This window comes from [Empedobacter] haloabium (assembly GCA_008011715.2).
GTDB classification, from domain to species: Bacteria; Pseudomonadota; Gammaproteobacteria; order Burkholderiales; family Burkholderiaceae_D; genus Rugamonas; species Rugamonas haloabia.
Map to the genome: position 1 here is coordinate 229,361 of CP136508.1, position 19,267 is coordinate 248,627.

At 66.5% G+C, this 19,267-nt stretch carries 15 protein-coding genes and 1 tRNA gene; 10 read left to right on the top strand and 6 right to left on the bottom strand.

The genetic code is table 11. From position 1 onward, the window contains the following. Positions 1–4: 4 nt before the first annotated feature. The 4 genes from E7V67_000980 to E7V67_000995 all read left to right on the top strand — a co-directional run bounded on the left by E7V67_000980 (position 5) and on the right by E7V67_000995 (position 5,381). On the top strand, positions 5–2,416 hold the full coding sequence (locus E7V67_000980; protein WUR13708.1) for an ABC transporter permease: 2,412 nt from the start codon (positions 5–7) through the stop codon (positions 2,414–2,416). An 8-nt stretch (positions 2,417–2,424) separates the two neighbouring features. Next, positions 2,425–3,309, top strand: a complete 885-nt coding sequence (locus E7V67_000985; protein ID WUR13709.1) for a thiopeptide-type bacteriocin biosynthesis protein — start codon at positions 2,425–2,427, stop codon at positions 3,307–3,309. After that, positions 3,306–4,370, top strand: coding sequence for a hypothetical protein (locus E7V67_000990; protein ID WUR13710.1), 1,065 nt, complete (start codon positions 3,306–3,308; stop codon positions 4,368–4,370). Before E7V67_000985 ends, E7V67_000990 begins: the two co-directional genes overlap by 4 nt. 183 nt (positions 4,371–4,553) lie before the next feature. Beyond that, complete coding sequence (locus E7V67_000995; protein WUR13711.1) at positions 4,554–5,381, top strand: flagellin; 828 nt, start codon at positions 4,554–4,556, stop codon at positions 5,379–5,381. Here E7V67_000995 and E7V67_001000 read toward each other — a convergent pair. Then, positions 5,378–6,538, bottom strand: coding sequence for an alpha/beta hydrolase family protein (locus tag E7V67_001000; GenBank protein ID WUR13712.1), 1,161 nt, complete (start codon positions 6,536–6,538; stop codon positions 5,378–5,380). The two genes, E7V67_000995 and E7V67_001000, sit on opposite strands and share 4 nt — an antisense overlap. 167 nt (positions 6,539–6,705) lie before the next feature. Here E7V67_001000 and E7V67_001005 point away from each other — a divergent pair, with 167 nt between their 5' ends. Further along, a complete protein-coding gene (locus E7V67_001005; protein WUR13713.1) occupies positions 6,706–7,713 on the top strand; it encodes a TraB/GumN family protein in 1,008 nt (335 codons plus the stop codon). A gap of 18 nt (positions 7,714–7,731) precedes the next feature. Here E7V67_001005 and E7V67_001010 read toward each other — a convergent pair whose 3' ends face one another. Beyond that, positions 7,732–10,458 carry a TonB-dependent receptor gene (locus E7V67_001010; GenBank protein WUR13714.1) on the bottom strand — a complete coding sequence of 909 codons (2,727 nt, stop codon included), beginning with the start codon at positions 10,456–10,458 and terminating at the stop codon, positions 7,732–7,734. Between the two features lie 471 nt (positions 10,459–10,929). Next, entirely contained in the window at positions 10,930–11,544 is a 615-nt protein-coding gene (locus E7V67_001015) for a hypothetical protein (protein ID WUR13715.1), read from the bottom strand. 348 nt (positions 11,545–11,892) lie between these two features. Here E7V67_001015 and E7V67_001020 point away from each other — a divergent pair. The 5 genes from E7V67_001020 (at position 11,893) to E7V67_001040 (ending at position 15,226) form a co-directional block, all read left to right on the top strand. Then, positions 11,893–11,966, top strand: a tRNA-Gly gene (locus E7V67_001020). Between the two features lie 68 nt (positions 11,967–12,034). Continuing rightward, positions 12,035–12,367, top strand: coding sequence for a hypothetical protein (locus tag E7V67_001025; protein ID WUR13716.1), 333 nt, complete (start codon positions 12,035–12,037; stop codon positions 12,365–12,367). A gap of 87 nt (positions 12,368–12,454) precedes the next feature. Further along, the gene (locus E7V67_001030) at positions 12,455–14,452 is read left to right on the top strand and encodes a TonB-dependent receptor (protein WUR13717.1); all 1,998 of its coding nucleotides are present in this window, start codon (positions 12,455–12,457) and stop codon (positions 14,450–14,452) included. A 129-nt stretch (positions 14,453–14,581) separates the two neighbouring features. Then, positions 14,582–14,764: a DUF3606 domain-containing protein gene (locus E7V67_001035; protein ID WUR13718.1), complete on the top strand. Its 183-nt coding sequence runs from the start codon at positions 14,582–14,584 to the stop codon at positions 14,762–14,764. A 180-nt stretch (positions 14,765–14,944) separates the two neighbouring features. Continuing rightward, positions 14,945–15,226, top strand: coding sequence for a hypothetical protein (locus E7V67_001040; GenBank protein WUR13719.1), 282 nt, complete (start codon positions 14,945–14,947; stop codon positions 15,224–15,226). Positions 15,227–15,291: 65 nt separating this feature from the next. Here the strand turns inward: E7V67_001040 and E7V67_001045 are convergent, their stop codons facing one another. The 3 genes from E7V67_001045 to E7V67_001055 all read right to left on the bottom strand — a co-directional run bounded on the left by E7V67_001045 (position 15,292) and on the right by E7V67_001055 (position 19,175). Continuing rightward, the gene (locus tag E7V67_001045; protein ID WUR13720.1) at positions 15,292–17,385 is read right to left on the bottom strand and encodes a TonB-dependent siderophore receptor; all 2,094 of its coding nucleotides are present in this window, start codon (positions 17,383–17,385) and stop codon (positions 15,292–15,294) included. 67 nt (positions 17,386–17,452) lie between these two features. Next, entirely contained in the window at positions 17,453–17,959 is a 507-nt protein-coding gene (locus E7V67_001050; GenBank protein ID WUR13721.1) for a hypothetical protein, read from the bottom strand. A 34-nt stretch (positions 17,960–17,993) separates the two neighbouring features. Next, positions 17,994–19,175 (bottom strand): GAF domain-containing sensor histidine kinase, encoded by a 1,182-nt coding sequence (locus E7V67_001055; GenBank protein ID WUR13722.1) that lies wholly within the window; start codon positions 19,173–19,175, stop codon positions 17,994–17,996. Positions 19,176–19,267: the final 92 nt, after the last annotated feature.

A 19,267-nucleotide genomic window follows, 5' to 3' on the forward strand; every position in this document is an offset into this window, starting at 1 on the left:
AATCATGCCACTCTCGGATTTCCGCATCGGCTGGCGCTTGCTGGGCAAAGACCGGCTGTGGTCCGGCAGCGCCATCGCCGGCCTGGCCGTCGGCTTTGCCGCCTGCTTCCTGCTGCTGGGCTACGTGGCCCACTCGTTCAGCTACGACAACACGCACCCCGATCCCGACCGGGTCTACCTGGTCAAGACCCGCTTCCACTTCCCCGGCGTGCCGGAGGAGTGGTCGGAACAAGCCACGCAGGCCCTGCGCGGCACGGTGCTCGAGCAGCGCCTGCCGGCCGACGTGACGATGTATGCGCAAGTGCCGGCCGCGCTGAGCGCGGGCCCGCGCACGGTGGCCGCTCAGGTCACGCTGGTCGATCCCGCGTTTGCGGCGATGATGGGCGTGCGCGTGCTGGCCGGCGACGCGACGGCGGCGCTGGCGCGGCCGGACAGCCTCGTGCTGACGGTGACGGGCGCGCGCAAGCTGTTCGGGCGCGACACGGACGTCGTCGGCCAACTGGTGAGCGCCGCAGGCGAGCGGCTGGCGGTGGGCGCGCTGGTGGCCGATCCGCCCGCCACCACCACGGTGCCGTATGAAACCCTGGCAGGCAGCGGCTCGCCGTTGTGGGCCGGTCCGGACCGCGACGACGCCACCCATAACTGGGGCCGGCTGTTCGGCCGCGTCTACGTCAAGCTGCGGCCGGGCAGCGATGCGGCCGCGCTGGCGGCGGCCTTGCAGCGGGCTTCCGATGCCTCGCCCTTGCATGGCCAGCTCGATCCCGCCTTCCTGGCCCAACTGGGCGACAAGGCGCTGATGGACGTGGGCCTGGTGCGGCTGCGCGACGCCTATCTCGATCCCGACCTGGCGCAGGGCGCACGCTTGCACGGCGACCGGCGGGTGCTGTTCGCCGTGGCTGCGCTGGCCCTGCTGATTGTGCTGCTGGCGGCGATCAACTATGTCAACCTGGCGACCGTGCGCACCCTGCGGCGCCAGCGCGAGATCGCGATCAGCAAGGTGCTGGGCGCGCGCGCCAGCCAGGTCGTGGCGCAGTTCCTGGCCGAGTCGATCCTGGTCACCCTGGCGGCCACGGTGCTCGGCCTGCTGTGCGCGGGAGCGCTGATGCCATGGTTCGGCGCGTTGATGAATCGCCCGATGGCTGGCTTCGCGGGCGCGTCCGTGCTGGCCGGATTCCTGGCCCTGGGCCTGCTGACGGGCGTGCTGGCCGGCCTGCACCCGGCCTGGGTGGCGCTGCGCGTCAAGCCGGCGGCCGCGCTGGCGGGCCGGCACGACCAGGAGTCGCGCGCGGGCCTGCGGGTACGGCGCACGCTGACGGTGCTGCAGCTGGCCAGCGCGATGGCGCTGGCCGGCGTCACGCTGGGCGTGGCCTGGCAGACCTGGCACGTGCTGAGGGCCGATCCCGGCTTCGACGCGCGCGGCAAGCTCGTGATCGACGCGGCCGCGCCGTTCACCGAACCGGACGCACGGGTGCGCTCCTTCATCGAGGCCGTGCGCCACCTGCCCGGCGTGACCGGCGTGGGCCAGAGCCTGGAAGCGGTGGGGCGCGGCGACATCGTGCAGAAGGGCACCCTCAAGCGCGCCGGCGCGGCGCCCATCACGATCGAATGGAAAGGTGTCGCACCGTCGTTCCTGGCCGTGTATGGCGTGCGGCCACTGGCAGGGCGCATCTTCGACGAAAGGCGCGATGATGCTGCCGGCACCAGTGGCCTGGTGCTGTCGGCCGCGGCCGCGCGCGCGCTGGGGTTTGCGACGCCCGGCGAGGCGATCGGCCAGACCGTCGACGGTGACGACAAGGCCAGCCAGGTCATCGGCGTGGTGCCGGACATCCGGTTCCAGAGCCTGCGCGAGCAGCCGGCCGCGGTGGCCTACCGGCTGACGCGGCGCGCGCCGGTGCTGGCGCTGGCGTTCCGCGGCAATCCGGCGACGATGGAGGCGGCCGTCGAGGCGACCTGGCGCCAGTTCCTGCCCGATCAGGCCCTGAAAATGGCGCGGCAGGAGTCGCTGCTGGCGGCCCATTACGAGGACGACGTGCGCAGCGTCAAGCTGCTGGCGGCCGCCGCACTGCTGGCCATGCTGATCGCCGCGATGGGTGTCTACGTGCTGTCGGCCTATAGCGTGCAGCGGCGCACCCGGGAGATCGTGCTGCACCGGCTGTACGGTGCCAACCGCGCGGACATCGTGCGCCTGCTGGGACGCGAAACCGTGCTGCTGCTGGCCGTCAGCGCGGCCATCGCCATTCCACCGGCCTTGCTGGCGCTGCGGCACTACCTGGCCGGTTTCGTCGAGCAAGGCTACGGCTGGGGCTGGGCCATCGTGCTGGCCTGCGGCATCGCCGTGCTGGTGGCCGTGCTGGCGGTGGCGCGCGGCATCGGCGCCGCGCTGGCGCTACGGCCCAACGCGGCGCTGCAGTCATGAGCGCCATCATGAGCGCCGTCGCGGACGTGATTCGGCAGGACGCGGCGCCGCGCTGGACGTCGCTGCACGTGTTCATCCACGACTTCGACCGACTCGACGGCTTCCTGTGCGATTGCCTGGCGGCGCAACCGGCGCCGTTCCTGGCCGACTGCTTCTTCGTGCGCTACTGGCTGGGTGGCCCGCACGTGCGCCTGCGCTTTCGGGGCGATGGCACCGCGCTGGAAGCCTCGGCGCGCGACTGGCTGGCACGCCATGCGTTCGCGTCCGACCTGGAGCCGGACAGCTACTACGCGCGCTTCGCGTCCGAGCTGCATACGGAGCCGCGGCGCTACTGGCACGGCAATGGCGAGCTGCATTACATCCCCTATGAGCCGGAGACGGCGCGCTATGGCGGCATTGCCGGCGTCGGGGTGTGCGAGCGCTTCTTCGTCGAAGACAGCAATGCGGTGCTGGCCCTGCTGCACGACCACCCGGCCGCCCAGCGCGAGAAAGTCCTGTTCGGTTACTGCCTCGTGCTGTACGACGTGCTGGCGCAGGCGGGTTTATACGAGGCTTACCTGGAGGATTGCCACGGCATCGGCCAGGCCGACGTGGCGGTGGCCCTGCAGGCGCGCATCGGGGGCGCGTTGGCGCGTGCCTGGCCGGGATTGCAGGCCGCTGGCGCGCGCTACGCGACCGGCACCTTGTTTCCCGAGCCGCTGGTGGCCTACCGCGACCGGCTGGCCCGGGTTCATGCGGCGCTCGGCGCCGCCGGCGTGCCCGCCGCCGCGCTCCCCGCCATTTTCTATTCGCTGCTGCACATGACCTTCAACCGTGCCGGCATCCATCCGCTGCGCGAAAACACGGTACGGCTGTTCGCGCTGGCCGTGCACGTCGCGGGGAGGGAGACATGAGCTTCGTCCAGTTGCGCATCAACTGCGCCGACAACGGCGCGCCGTTCTACCGTCAGGTGGCCGCGCCGCTGCAGGCCGTGCTGGCCCGGCACGATTGCCAGTGGACGCTGGCGCGGGGCTGGCAGCACGGTCCTCATTACCTGCTGACGTTCGACGGCGTGCCGGCGGCCGCCCTGGACGAGGCACAGGCACTGGCGGAGGCGTTCTTGACGGCGCATCCATCACAACCCGTCGAGCCGGCGCGCTACTGCGCGCTGCAGGCACGCCTGAACGCGATAGAGGCGGCCGGGATCGATCCGGACGTCATCGCACCGAACGACACGATCTCGCTGCACGACACGGACGCGGCGCAACTGGCCGCACGCTACGAATCGGTCGAACAGTGGCGCTCCGTGTTCGAGACGCAAGCGCGGCTGCGCGCATTGGTCACCCGCTGCTGGCTGGAAGGGCACGCGGCCGAACGCCTCGTCGCGCAATGGATGCTGCTGCTGGCCTGCGTCTATCCGCCGGTGCCTTCGGGCGATCCGGCGCGGCCGGAATACGACGGCTTCCTGTCCTACCACTCCAATTACACGTTCTGGCGCCACGCGCTGCCGGCCGACCAGCGCGCGCAGGTCGACGCCCGCTTCGAGCGCGAATACGTGGCCAGGGAAGGCGAATACCGCGCCTGGCTGGAGGACCTGAGGGCGGCGCTGGCGCGCCAGGCGGGCTTGCTCGACGAGACGGCGCGCCTGCTGGCCGAACGCTACACCGCGTTCCTGGCGCTGGCGCGGCGCGACGTGATCCATGCGCGCTCGCCGTTCGCGCGCGAGCAGGTGGCGCGGCGCGAGACGGTATCGGCGTTTCATCGTGAGTTCTTTTATAACGACGACGGCAGCGCCTATCAGTTCAGCACCGATTTCTGCGCCTACCGCTGGCTGCTCAATATCGTCTACAAGGCCTTCCCGTTGCTGAACATCGCGCCGCTGCGGCGGCAGCAGTTCAACCATGCGCTCGACCGGCTGCACCTGGCCTGGCCAGAGGATATCCAGGCCCTGCGCGCGGCCCTGCCAGTCTGTTGAAGCGCTGACTCATTCATGGCGGCGCATGCGGGTTCCTCTCGAGCCGACGGGGAATCGGCACCAGGCCTTGGCACCAGCGTAAAAAAACCGCCGGTTGTGACAATCTGTGATCAAGTTTCAAATTTCCATGCCGTAATAGCCGATGCAGGAGAGATATTCGTCTCTCCGCACGACGGATATGCCATGGCCCTGACGCTCAACACCAATCCCAACTCGCTGTTCGCGCAGCGGGCGCTGACACGCTCCGGCGCGGACATGTCGTCCGTCCTGCAGCGTCTTTCCAGCGGCCTGCGCATCAATTCCGCGCGCGACGACGCGGCCGGCCTGGTCATCTCGCAAGGCATGACGGCCCAGCTGCGTGGCCTGACGCAGGCAGGCCGCAACATCAACGACGGCATCTCGCTGACACAGACGGCGGAAAGTGCCGTCGGCACGATCGGCGAGAACTTCCAGCGCATCCGTGAGCTGGCCGTGCAGGCGGCCAACGACACCAACAGCGCCGGCGACCGCGCGGCGATGCAGCGCGAAGCGGATGAACTGATCAAGGAAAACTTCCGCATCGCCACCGACACCAATTTCAATGGCCTGAAGCTGCTGGACGGTTCCTTCAACGGCGCCGTGCAGCTCGGCCACCGGGCCGGCGACGTCGTCATGCTGACAATTTCCGCGCTGTTCCAGCAGACCGATGGCGGCGCCTTCGCCGAGCCGCCGCTGTCGCTGGCCAACCATGCCGACGCGACCGCGGCACTCACATACCTGGACAAGCAACTGGCCAATATCAACGTGCAGCGCGCGCACCTGGGCGCCATGCAGAACCGGCTGACGCACGCATTCGAGAACGTGCAGACGATGTCGGGCAACCTGGCCGAATCGCGCTCGCGCATCCTGGACACGGACTTCGCCGCCGACGCGGCCAACCTGACGCGCACGCAGATCCTGCAGCAGGCCGGTTCGGCCATGCTGGCGCAGGCCAACACGCTGCCGAACCAGATCCTGCAGCTGCTGCGTTAGCGCCCGAACTGCCGGTCCAGCCAGTCGAACGACTGTTCCTGCGCCTCGCGCGCGAACACATGGCCGCCCGGCAGGATGCGGGTCTCGAACTTGTCGGCCGCGTGCCAGGCGTTCCATACGCGCGCCATCTTCCCGTATGCATCCCGCACGGCCGGCAGCGGAAACAGCGGATCGGTCGCCCCGGCCAGGAACAGCGCCGGCTTCGGCGCGGCCAGGCTGGCCACGTCCGGGAAGTCCAGGTGGCGCAGCAGGCCCGGATGCAGCATCTGGAAGGCCGAGGAGCCACGCAGCTGGTTGTTCCCCGGGACCATCAGGCCCTCGGTCGTCGCCATCCAGTTGACGGCGACGACGGCGGTGATCGCATCGGACAGTGCGGCCACCTGCCAGGCGCGCAACGCGCCCATCGAAAAGCCCAGCGCAGCCACGCGGCCCTTGTCCACCTCCGGCAACGAGGCCAGGAAGCTGGCCGCACGCAGGTCTTCCAGTGCCATGTTCCCGGCCAGCGAGCTGCCCAGGTTGAAGAAGTTGGCGGCCAGCGCCTGCTGCGCGTCGCCCGTCAGCGGGCCGCGGTCGCCCCAGCCCAGCGCGTCCGTCGCCAGCACCACGTAGCCGCGCCGCGCCAGCTCGTCGCCCGGCATCCGGCCCGAAAAATACTTGTCGGCCCAGGTGCGCGCGGCGGCCTCGCGCGCACTGTCGTCCCACGGCGCGATGAGCTTTTCCTTGCCGATATCGAAGCGTCCACCATGGTCGTGCAGCAGCAGCGCGGCCGGATGCGGCCCCGGCGCCTTCGGCACCAGCAGCAGCGCGCGCACGCGGCTCGTTGCCGTCAGGTTGAACACGACCTGGCGCGCCACATAGCTGCCACGGTCCTGCTGCGCGATCACCTGCGGCGCGAACGGCGTGTCGTCGCGGTCCTGCAAGGTCAGTTCCCACAATTTGGCCTGGCCCGCCGTGCGCCAGGTGTGCATGTCCTTCACTTGCGGGGTCCACGCCAGCGGGAACGTCAGCCTGGCCTTCAGCGCCGGGGCGAACACGGGCAGGTTGCCGTCGATGGCCTGCCGCTGGAACGCCTGGGCCTGCGCCAGGCCGGCCAGCAGCGCCAGCGCGCAGGCGCACAGGTGGCGGAACGATCGATTGCGGTCGGGGTGGCGGGGCATCCGTTCTCCTTGGTGGTCGCTGCCGCATTGTGCCACGGCGGCCGAACATGAAGAACGGCTTAAGGGCATCCCCTAGGCAGGATAGCAATTCTGCAATAGGATGTTGCCAGCTTTCACTAATCGATACGTGGAAAGCGCCCCTGTCAGCCAACTCAAAGGAGCCGTCGATGTTGATTCGTTCGATCACCGCAGTGAGCCTTGCGCTATCCCTGGCAACCGCCTGGGCCCAGACCGAAGTACCGACCGCCGTCGCGCCCGAGGCGCAGGTCGAGCCCGAGAAGATCCTGGTCGTCGGCCAGCGCCCCGGCCCCGGCCTGTGGAAAGTGTCCAAGGGCGACCACGTGCTGTGGGTCTTCGGCACGCACTGGCCGCTGCCGAAGAAGATGGAATGGCGCTCGCAGCAGGTCGAGACCATCATCGGCCAGTCGCAGGAGCTGTTGAAGGAGCCCGGCGCCAACCTGGACTTCGGCATCGTCCGTTCGGTGCTGTTGATGCCGTTCATGATCGGCATCGACAAGAATCCGGATGGCGCCGTCCTGCGCGACAAGGTGCCGGCCGACGTGCACGAGCGCTGGCTGGCGCTGCGCAAGAAGTACCTGAAGGATGACGAGGACTACGAACGCCTGCGTCCCGTGTTCGCGGCGGGCGAGCTGTTCGACGAAGCGATGAAGCAGAACGGCATGACCAACGGCGGCGAGGTGCGCAAGCGGATCGTCAAGCTGGCCGAGAAGAACAAGCTGAAGATCACGTCCACGGCGATCGACCTGGCGGTGGACAGCCCGGTCAAGGGCATCCGTGACTTCAAGAAGGCGCCGATGGACGATGTGCCCTGCTTCACGGCCACGATCGCGCGCCTGGAGACGGACCTGGACGGCATCCGCGGCCGCGCCAACGCCTGGGCCAAGGGCGATATCGACGCGATCCGCAAGCTCGACTACCGCGAGCACGAAAACGCCTGCACTGCCGCCTTCGAGAGCAACGCCGTGCTGAGCGAAAAGGCGGGGCTGGGCACGATGCCACAACGCCTTCGCGCGGGCTGGATGGCGGCGGCGGAGAAGGCGCTGGCCAACAACCAGTCCACATTCGCGCTGCTGCCACTGCATAACCTGCTGGGCCAGAAGAGTTACCTGGCCGACCTGCAGGCGAAGGGGTATACGGTGGAGCAGCCGGAATAAGCTGCTCCGACGGCCGCGTCAGAACTTGTAGTTCAGCCCAAACAGGAAGGTGCGGCCGTACTTGGCGTATTCCAGCTGCCGGTCCTTGCGGTTGGCATAGGTCTCGTAGGCCGCGTCGTTCAGGTTATTCACCTGCAGCAGCAGGCCCAGGCCCTTGTACGGTCCCTGCTCGAACGTATAACCGACCTGGAAGTCGACCGACGTGCCGCCCACCACGTAGCGCAGCTGGCGGTCGCCCGCGAAGTTGCCGATCTCGCCCACGTAATCCGAACGGTCACGCGCGCTGACGCGGGTCGAGAAGCCCGCTTTTTCATAGTACAAGGTCAGGTTCGACACGTTGCGCGACAGGCCGGGCAGCTCGATCTTGCCGATGGTGGGGTTGACTTCCTTGATGTCGATGCCGCTCTTGGTGTACGAGGTACTGGCGATGACGCCGAAGCCGTCCAGTACGGGCGTGAGCAGCTCGAGGGGCACCGACACCGTCAGCTCGGCGCCCTTGATCATGCCGCCGTCGCCGTTGTAGGACGTGGTGTACTGGCCGAAGTTGGAAATGGCGTTGGTGCCGGCCGTGTACTGCGAGAAGTCGCGCGTTTCCGAGAACGTGTAGATATAGGTGTCGAGCTTCTTGTAGAAACCGGCCAGCGCCACGTAGCCCTTCTTGTCGAAGTATTTTTCGTACGACAGGTCAATGGCCTTGGCGCGCCAGGGATCGAGCTGGGTGTTGCCGCCGCTGCCGCTCGGCAGGCGCGTACCCGATTCGACGGTGAAGTTGAAGCCCGCGTTGAGCTGGTCCACGCGCGGACGCGCCATCTGCTTGGCGACCGAGAAGCGCACCGTCTGGCCTTCGCCCAGGCCGAGGGCCAGGTTCACGCTGGGCAGCACGTCCGTGTAGGTCTTGCCGTTCTCGATCGGGTGCGCCACGCCGGCGGCATCCGCATACAGCGATGCCGACGACTGGTCGGTGCGGATGACCTGGGCGCCGATATTGCCGCGCAGGGAGTAGCCGCCCACCTCGCCGTCCAGGTTCGCGCGCACGAAGGTGGTGGTGATCTTTTCCGTCACGTCCCAGGCGCGGCTGATGGTGCCGGCATTGTTTTCCAGGCTGTAGCTGATCGGATCGAAGTAGTGGTCGATCACGGCCGGCACGTTCCAGGATGGCACCGTGCCCGCGCCGGCAAAGCCCAGGTCCACCGGCGCGTAGAGGAATTCGCTGCCGATCGTCGGCGTGCCGCTGGCGAACAGCAGGCCCGAAGGCTGGCGCTTGGTCTTGGTGCGGTCGCTGTAGTTGACGCCGACGTCGAAGCCGGACACGTAAGCGTCCAGCGCGGCCGGTGCCGGTAAGGTCGCCGCCATCTTCAGGCTGGCCAGGCGGTCCTTCAGGTGCGGCGCATAGGTCTTGCCGTAGCCGTAGATCGAATTGCCGGTATGGAGGATGGCGGGATTGCTGTAGTCGAGCTGGCCGGACAAGGTGGCGAAGCTGCCCGGCTGCCAGCCTACCGTCATCAGGGGATCGTTGAACGCCCCGCCGCTGGCCGTTTGCAGCTGCAGATTGTTTTCCAGGTAGGTTTCGTCGCGCTTGGCCTGCGAGTAGTTGGCATCCACCAGCAGCGACCAGCTGTCAAACTTGAAGCGGTTGCTCCAGCCGGCGGTACGGATACTGTCCTCGCGGTGGTTGTACTGGCCGCGCACCAGCGGATAGGCGCCGGTCGCGGTGCCGCCGGCCAGGGTGTCGCCAACGATGCGGGTCGTCACGTAGCTGAATCCGGCTGGATTGTTGGTGCCGTTGAAGCCGCCGAGATTGACCTCGAACTGGTTGTTGGTGTCGACCTGCTTGAAGTTCGATGCGAACACGTCGAGGGTGCTGGTCCACTGCCGGCTGGGGCGGTATTCCAGCACGCCGATGACGCCGGTGCGGGTCAGCTTGCCGCTCTTGGCCAGCGCTTTCACCCCGGCGGTGACGTAGGTGCCGGCCGGCACGCCGGAAATACGGGTCTGGTCGAACGGCTCGTAGGTGCCGGTCTCGTTGTCCAGGATCGGCGACTCCATGTGCGCCACGCCCAGCGCGAAGCCCACCGTGCGATTCGCGAACTGGTCGATGTAGCTGGCACTGACGCGGTGGCCCCTGTCCTTGGCGTTGGCGATCTTGCCGAGCGAATTCTTCTCGCCGCGCACATTGAACGAGATGGTGCGGCCCGGGAAGGCCAGCGGGCGCACCGTCTGCATGTCGATGGTGCCGGACAGGCCCTGGCCGACGATGCCCGCATCCGGCGTCTTGTACACCGTGACGGCGCTGAGCAGCTCGGATGGGTATTGGTCGAATTCCACGCTGCGGTTGTCGCCCGTGCTGACCTGTTCGCGGCCGTTGAGCAGGGTCGTGGCGAAGTCCGGCGACAGGCCGCGGATACTGACCACCTGGGCGCGGCCGGCCACGCGCTGGGCGGCCAGGCCGGGCAGGCGGGCGATCGATTCGGCGATGCTGACGTCGGGCAGCTTGCCGATGTCTTCGGCCGAGATCGATTCGACGATCGAGGTGGCGTCCTTCTTCACCGAGATCGCGTCCTCGATGCCGCGGCGGATGCCCGAGACGGTCACCTTGGTCATCGTGCCTTCGGCAGGTTGAGCGGCAGCGGCTTCCTGCGCCGTGGCGGCGCCCGAAGATAGCGCTAGCAGCAAGGTGCAGGCGCCGGCGATCGGGTGCAAACGAAGGGCAGGGCGGGGATCGGTGTGGCGAGGACTACGGTGCATTGACGTCTCCAAGGCTGTGATGGGGTGGGCGCTCTGCGGCGCGTGCACAGCAATCTTGTAGCAAAACTAGTTTTTTAGTCAACGATATAGTAGTCAGACTACAGAAAAGTGTCGTAAGTTTGCTCAAGCGCGGTGGCGCACTACTGGGGGCAGCCGGCTGAGGATTGTCCATCTTCGAGAAAAAATGTATCGAAACTACATTCTCTCAAGCTACCTTCGCTGTCATTGGGAAAGTCAGCGGGCAGGCGGGCTTCATGAAAAGTAATCAACGTGCGCCAGAGCCGCGTAGCTCATTGGCATCGACCTGGTCGCTGAAGGGCTCGTGCCGGCCGCAATTTTGCATTTTCGCCCCTGCCGGCGCACTCCCTTCAGCGGTTCAGGGACAAGTTTGCTGAGTGGTGGCGAGCTCACCGAGGCGTGTGCCTACCTCGTTGAGCACCGCGCTCGCTTCATTCACGAGAGTCGGCGTGACTATCGCGAATAACTCAGGGTCGAAACCACTTTATCGAGGCCCAGTCGTGCGGCGTGCTCGTTAACTTCGAGCGTCTGGGTGAAGATAATGCACACGAAACCTTTTCCGCAGGCCTTCCTGGCGTAAAGGTGGAAGTGCTTCGCGTAGGGATCGCCTGCTCCAAAGTTGTTGTTGATGTACCTGACACCCAACGCTTCGGCGCCGGAAATTTTAAGTGGTTGGTATTTTGTCGGCGTCAAGTATTTGGAATCTTCGCGTGCCATGTTCGTCAGGAACTCGGCAGCCTCCTGCAGCGAGGGAGCGATGGAAAGAGGATAGATCTGAATTTGCGTATTCAAGGCAATACCTTCAAGGCCAGGTTTGTTGGCATCCACATCGACCTGGACCACGTTGCTGTTCGTCTCGTTGCGAGTGACCGTCCAATTGCCAGGTACAGCAAACTTGACGCCTCGTTTGGAATAGTTTGTGGTATGTTGGACGTCGGGAAGAGGAATCGGTTTGCTGAAATCCTCAGCCGCAGCGACATCCGCTGCAAACCCCACTCCCATAATGCTCGTGGCAAGCAGTTTGGCCAGGCCTATCCACAATTTTGAATACGTGGCATCTTTCTTCATCTGATTTTCTTTCGTTTTTACTTCGTAAGGCCATTAAGGCATTCACCGTTCATTGACTTCAATTGGGGATAGTGGAGCCGATCCCTGGGAAATTATCATTTCGACATCTTCGATTATAGTGGAAGGTCGGTCTAGCATAAAGGTTCAGGCTGTTCCCAAAACCGAGAAATGGCAATGAGCGAAGTGACGCAGCGCAAGGTCCACGAGGCCGGACTACAAGGCGAACTCGTCATGACTGGCGTTCCGAGAGCCGTGCCACCCGGACAAGACGACACCCCGATTTCCGATCGCACTTGCCTAGTTGGAAATTTGTCAAACCCGGCCGAACCCGCGTAGAATGCGCCGTACGCGGGTGTAGCTCAATGGTAGAGCAGGAGCTTCCCAAGCTTAAGACGAGGGTTCGATCCCCTTCACCCGCTCCAGGTTTCGAGTACCGCATTCCACGCCCCGCGGTTGGCGTGGCAGCCCTAACGATCGTCGACAGCACCGCATGTCCTCACGCATCATCGTCCAACTGCTGCTTTCGCTGCTGTTGCTGGTTTCCCAGCAGCTGGCGCTGTCGCACGTGTACACGCACGTGCCGGCGCCGAACGGCGTCGCCGTGCTGGGCGACAGTGGCGACGAGGGCAAGCGCCCGATTGCATCGGACCACCTGTGCGGCCTGTGCGTCTCCGGCGACCAGCTGGCGCATGCGCTGGGCGTGCCCACGTACAGCTTCAAGGCGGTCGCTCCCGAGTACCTCCCACTGGCGGCGGCCGACACGCCCGCCGCCTGCCTGCGCACCGTCTGCGTCTTCCATTCGCGCGCGCCACCCCAGGCCTGACCCGCTGAAGTTCCCGAACTTTTTCAGCCGCCGCACGACAGAACGTGCGGCGGCAGCTCGTCATTCCAATTGCCTGAGGTTTTACCAATGAATATGCAACGCACGCTGCTCGCCAGCGCGATCCTGGCCGCCTTCGCATCCGCTGCTCCTTCCGCTTTCGCCGACGAACCTGCCGACCAGGTCGTGCCCAAGGTCGTCGTCACCGCCAATCCGTTCCGCAGCGCCGAAGGGGACCAGATCCTGACCCCCGCCAAGGTGCTGCAGGGCGACGAACTGCGCGACAAGGCCGGCAGCTCGCTGGGCGAGACGCTGTCGCAGGAGCTGGGCGTGTCCGCTTCCGCGTTCGGCGCCGGCGCCTCGCGGCCGATCATCCGCGGCATGGAAGGCCCGCGCGTGAAGATGCTGGAGAACGGCATGTCGGTGTCCGACGTGTCCGGCCTGTCGAACGACCACGCCGTGGCGGCCGAAGGGGCCGTGGCGCACCAGATCGAAATCCTGCGCGGCCCGGCCGCGCTGCTGTACGGTTCCGGCGCCATCGGCGGCCTGGTGAACGTCGTCAACGAGCGCATCCCGACCGCACTGGAAGCCAAGCCCACCGGCCAGGCCGAAGCGCGCTACAGCACCGTCGACAAGGGCCGCAACGCCTCCGGCACCGTCGACGCGGCGTTCGGCAAGATCGCCGTGCACGTCGACGGCAACTGGCGCCTGACCGACGACTACAAGATCCCGGACACGCGCGTGCTGAACGATCCGGACTCCGCCTCCGGCCGCCTGCCGCACTCGGACACGCACGAGCGCAACGCCGGCCTGGGCGCCTCGTTCGTCGACAGCTGGGGTTATGTGGGCGCTTCCGTGTCGCACCTGTCCAACCTGTACGGCATTCCGAGCGACGAAGGCTCGCGCATCGACCTGGAGCAGAAGCGCTACGACATCGAAGGGTTGGTGAAAGCACCGTTCGCCGGCTTCGAGAACTTCAAGTTCAAGGCCGGCCATACCGACTACGAACACGCGGAACTCGACGACGAAGGCATGCCCGAGGTGCGCTTCACCAATCGTTCCACCGAGACGCGCTGGGAGCTGTCGCACCAGCCGCTGGCCGGCTGGCACGGCACTTTCGGCATCCAGACGGAAAACACGCACTTCGCCGCGCTGAGTGCCGAAGGCGGGCCGGACACGGTCCCGGCGACACGCTCGACGTCCACCGCCGGCTTCCTGGTCGAAGAAAAGGACCTGGGCGTGCTGCGCCTGTCGGCCGGCGCGCGGCTGGAATCGGTCAAGCGCGAACCGGTCACGGGGCTGGCGCGCTCGTTCGACCTGAAGTCCGGCTCCGTCGGCGCGCTGTGGCCGTTCATGCCGGGCTATGGCGCCGGCCTGACGTTCTCGTACGCCCAGCGCGCGCCGGCCACCGAGGAGCTGTATTCGTACGGCCCGCACGACGCCACCGTCACCTTCGACGTCGGCAATGCCAACTTCGCCAAGGAGAGCTCGCGCAACGTCGAACTGTCGGTGCAGAAGACCACCGGCATCGTGCGCTGGAAGGCCAACGTCTACCGCAACAAGGTCAACGACTTCATCTACGGCAATATCACGGGCAACCTGCTGGACGAGGAAGGCAACCCGGGCGACGAGCTGCGCGAGCGCATCTTCCAGCAGGGTGATGCCACGATCCGCGGCGCCGAGGCGGAGCTGACGTACAACGAGACGGGCGCCGGCTGGTCGGGCCGCGTGTTTGCCGACACGTCGCGCGGCAAGCTCGATGCCGGCGGCAGCCTGCCGCTGCAGCCGGCCGACCGTGTCGGCGCGTCGATCGGCTACCGGATGGACGCGCTGCGCGCCGGGCTGTCGCTGGTGCACGCGCGCGGCCAGGATCGCCTGGCCTCGTTCGAGACCACCGCCACGCCGTCGTACAACCAGCTGAACGCGAACGTATCGTACACGCAGAAGGTGGGCGACTATGACCTGACGTATTTCCTGCTGGCGAAGAACCTCTTGAACGACGACATCCGCGTGTCGACCTCGGTGCTGAAGGACATTTCGCCGCTGCCGGGCCGCAACTTCGTGTTCGGCGTGCGCGCGAAGTTCTAAGCCGGAAAAAATTGCTAAAAATCGGGGACAGTCCCCGATTTTTAGCAACGTGCGTTGCTTAACTGACCATCAATGAGTGTTGCGCCAACCTTCCTGCAACGACATGTGTCGTGCAATCGGGAGAACATCATGGCTGACAATCTGCAAAACCGCGGTCCGCAGGACCGCAACCGCATCAACGTCAACGAACCGTGGGAACTGCGCTACTGGACCAAGGAGCTGGGTTTGTCGGAAGACGAGCTGCGCGAGGCCGTCAAGGCAGCAGGCACCAGCGTCAACGCCGTGCGCGAGCACGTGGGCAAGTTGCATTGATTCGTTTGTAAATCGCGTGGCTTCCACGGTCACATTGATAGTATGATGGCATTATCCGCGGGGTCGCCAGCGCATGCGCGACCTGCCCGCGACCATGGCCAGGCATGGCCTGCAGCCACCGTACGCGCGACGGCAACGCGCGGCCAGCATGCGCGTTTTTTCGCATTCGATGCAGTGGGCATGACCGAAGATATCTGGGTAAAAGGGTACGTCTATAGCGTGGACGTGGCGGAGGAACCGGCCGGCAAATATCGCGGCCAGATCTATGTGAAGTCGCATCGCTATTCGGGCCGCACGTTCGAGCCGCCCGTCGTTATTGAAACGCCGGCAGCGTTCAAGCGCGAGCATGCCGCCGAGATCGAGGCCCGCGCCCTGGCGCGCGAGCTGATCGACAGCGGCAATCTGGAGGACCGCCTGCGCACGGTGCCGGCGGATGCGGCACCGCCGCACACGACGCACTAGCGCGGCGACGGTGCCCCTGCAGCACTGCGCTCATGCGAGCGCAGCGTCACAGTTTTGTCCCCCGCTTACAAATCCACTTTCAACCGCGCCACGACGCTGCGCTCCGCGCCCGGCATGACGTACAGGTTGTTCCACGACGAGGTGTAGTACGTCTTGTCGAACAGGTTGTGCACGTCCACTGCCAGGCGCACGGCCTTCGTCAGCTGCCACCAGCTCGTCAGCCGCGCCGTCGTGTAGGCGGGCAGCGTGTACGTGTCCGCATTGTTGCCGGCCCGGTCGCCCACGTAATTGATCCCGGCGCCGATGCCGTAACGCTTGCCGTTGGCCAGCGTGTCCTCGCGCATCGCCAGCACCCCGGCGCTCCACTCGGGCACATTGGCCAGGCGCGCGCCGGACGGCAAGGTCTTGTCCTTGGTCACGCGGGCATCGTCGTACGCCAGGTTGGCGCTGACGCGCCAGTGCCGGTCCAGCTGGCCGTACACGTCGGCCTCGACGCCGGTGCTCTTGATCTTGCCGGCGGCGACCGAGTAGCCCGGCACGTCGCTGGCCGTCAGCACATTGGTCTTGGCGATGTCATAGATCGCCACGTTGGCGCCCAGGCGCTCGTCGCGCGTCTGCAGCTTCCAGCCGGCCTCGTAGGCCGTGGAGCGCTGCGGGTCGAAGGCGTTGCCGGCGATGTCCGTGCCGTTATTGCCGCGGAACGACTTGCCGGCCGAGACGTACAGCGAGCTCCACTCGTTCGGCAGGTACGTGATGCCGGCGCGCGGCGACACCGCGCTCTGGTCGCGCGACGTGCGCGTCTTCGCCACGCGGTTGTCCAGCTCCTGGCTGTAGTCGTCATGGCGCAGGCCGGCCAACAGCTTCCATTGCGGCGACAGGCTGAGTTGGTCCTGCACGAACACGGCTTTTACGCGCTGGCGCTCGTCCGAGCTGGACGTGCGCGTGGTCGCGTCGGGGCGGGGCGCACCATAGACCGGGTTGTAGATGTCGATCGGGTAATTGGCCGAGCGCAGGATTTCCGTGTTCATCCACAGGCGCGACGCTTCGGCGCCCACCAGCAGCGTGTGGCCGACCGTGCCCGTGTTGAACTTGCCTTCCAGCTCGGCTTGCACGGCCACGTCGCGCGACGGCAGCTGGCGCCAGGTGGCCTGGCGGTTCAGCGTGCGGTTGTCCGCCGCCAGTGACGTCGCCTCCGTGTAGTTGCCGTCGAACGTGCTTTCCTTGTAGCTGGCGCCCAGCTTCATGCGCCAGTTGTCGGCCAAGGTGCGCTCCAGCGTGACCTGGTGCGTATCGCTGGTGAGCGTCATGTTGTTGTCGCCCGGCTCGTTCAGCACGCGCTCGCGCGGCAGCGTGCCCAATACGCCGCGCACGTTGATGACGCCGCGGTCCAGCGGCGTGTCCACGCGCAGGAACTCGCCTTCGTAGTTCAGCGTGGTGCGGCTGTCGACCAGCCACGTCAGCGCCGGCGCCAGCAGCGTGCGGTTATTGCCCAGCAGGTCGCTGCGGCTGTCGCCTTCCTCGACCATCGCATTGAAGCGGTAGGCCACGCTGCTGCCCAGGGCGCCCGTGCTGTCGAAGGTGCCGCGGCGCAGGCCGCGGCTGCCCACGCTGAACTCGGCCACGTTGCGCGTGCCGAACTTCGGCTTTTTCGTGACGATATTGATGGTGCCGCCCGGCTCGCTGCTGCCGTACACGGCGCCGGCCGGTCCCTTCAGGAATTCGAAGCGTTCGACGGTGGCGGTGTCACGCGTCGGGTTGTAGCCGCGCGCGCCGGGGAAGCCGTTGACGAGGAAGCCCATGTCCGTGCTGGAGAAGCCGCGGATCGCGTAGTTGTCCCAGGTGCCGCCGAAGTCGTTCAGCCGGGCCACGCCGCTGACGTAGTCGACGGTGTCGGCCAGGCGCAGCGCGCCCAGGTCTTCCAGCTGCTGCGTGCCGATCACGCGCACCGCTTGCGGCACTTCGCGGATCGGCGTGTCGGTGCGGGTGGCGCCGCTGCTGTTCGGCTGTACATAGCCGGTGGCGCGCTCGCCCGCCACGGTCACCTGGGGCAGCGGCGCCTCGGCGGCTTCATCGGCGGCGAGGGCGCCCAGCGGGGCGCAAAACAGGCCCAGCGCCAGCAGGCGCGCGGCGGTGGCGGCAGGGGTGAGACGAGACGGCATGGGCATTCCTTGCAAGACGAAACTCAACATTATAAATGAGAATCATTTGCATCGAATGCCGCCGCCGTCAGCCTTTCAGGTCGAGGTCGAGCCAGACGGCGTAGGCCAGGCGCTTGCCTTCCCACAGGGCGCCACCGCGGACGGCGGCGTCGCACGAGGTCAGCTGGCCGGCGATTTCCTGGCGCGCCAGGCGCTGGCGGAACGCCAGCGCGTCCTTCGGGGCCAGGTAGCCCACCATCTCGCCGCTGAGGAATACGGCCACGGCCTTGTCCTCGTACGGGTTGGCGTCGTCCGGCAGCAGCAGCGCGGTATGGCGGGCGTCCGCCTTGGCGTCGCCATGCTCGCCGGCCAGTCGGCGGATGGTGTCGCGGTAGCGCGATTCGCCCAGCACTTCGACGTCGAACTGGCCGCCGCCATCGGACCAGTGCAGCACGGGCGCCCCTTCCGGCACCGGGGTGTAGGAGCCCGCGCGCGGATGCTGCACCGGCGGCGCTGCCTTGGGGCGGCCCTTCAGCAGATAAAACAGCGCCAGCAGCGCGACGACGATGATTGCCAGGTTCAGTGCTTCAGCCATTGCGGGCGCATCCGGTAACGAATAAGGGGCGCCATTATCGCAGGCCGGCGGGAATCGAGAACGTGAAGACGGTGTGACCCTGCGAGGACACCACCTCGAGCAGGCCGCCATGGGCGCGCGCGATCTCGCTGGCGATGTACAGGCCCAGTCCCAGGCCGCGGCGCGGCTGGCCGTCGTCGTCGCGCCAGTACGGCTGGAACAGCTTGCCCAGCTTGGCCGGGTCGATGGTCTCGCCTTCGTTCGCGACGACGAGGCGGAACGCGCCCTCGGTCAGTGTTGCCTGCACGCGTACCGGCGCGTCCTTGCGACCGTAGCGCAGCGCGTTGGCCAGCAGGTTGGCCAGCACCTGGGCGACGCGGTCGCGGTTGCACCAGACGGTGCCGGGTACGTCGATGGCCGCCTCGATCCGCTGGTCCGGATGCTCGTTCTGGCATTCGGCCACGACCTGCTGCAGGGCGTCGTCCAGGTCACCGACCGGGCGGGCGTCCAGGCCGATGCCGCCGCCCAGGCGGCCACGCGTGAAATCGAGCACGTCGTCGATCATGCGCGCGATCCTCTGGCCGCTGCGCTGCATCGTGTGGGCGATCGTGCGGGTGCGCTCGTCGCCGCCGGCCTGCAGCAGGATTTCGGCGCCGTGCAGGATCGACGACAGCGGCGTACGGATATCGTGGCCCAGCACGGCGATGAACTGTTCGCGCAGCACCGCCGTTTCCTTTTCGTCCGACAGCTCGCTGTTGCGGTCCGCATAGCGGCGCTCCGCCGCCAATTGCTTCGAGATCAGCTGGGCGAACAGCACCAGCGACTTCAACGTCTTCGATTCGGACAGCGGCAGTGGGCGCGGGTCCAGGCCGCACAGCGTGCCGAAGAATTCGCCGTCGATGCCGTAGATCGGGATCGACACGTAGCTCTCGAAGCCGTACTGGCGCGGCGTGGGATGGTTGTGGAACAGGTCGTCGGCGCTGACGTGGTCGATGACGATGGTGGCGTTGGCCGCGCGCACGCTGCGGCACAGCGTGGTGCGCACGTCCAGCTCATCGCCGGGCAGCAGGCCGAAGCCCAGCTTGTCCAGCACCGCGCAGGTGGTCCAGTTCGTTTCCGTCACATGGGCGACGCAGACGAAACGCAGCCCCGTCATTTCCGCCATCACGCTGAGGATATCCGGTACAGAAGGCAGCGCCTGGACGGCCTGCACGAAAGGGGGCCATGCTTGCTTCATGATCTTTCTGTCGGATGGGTGAAAGGCAAGTGTAGCAGAGCCGGCGGGCCTTGGCGGAAGCCCCCGATGGTATAATCGTCCGTTTTTCGCCA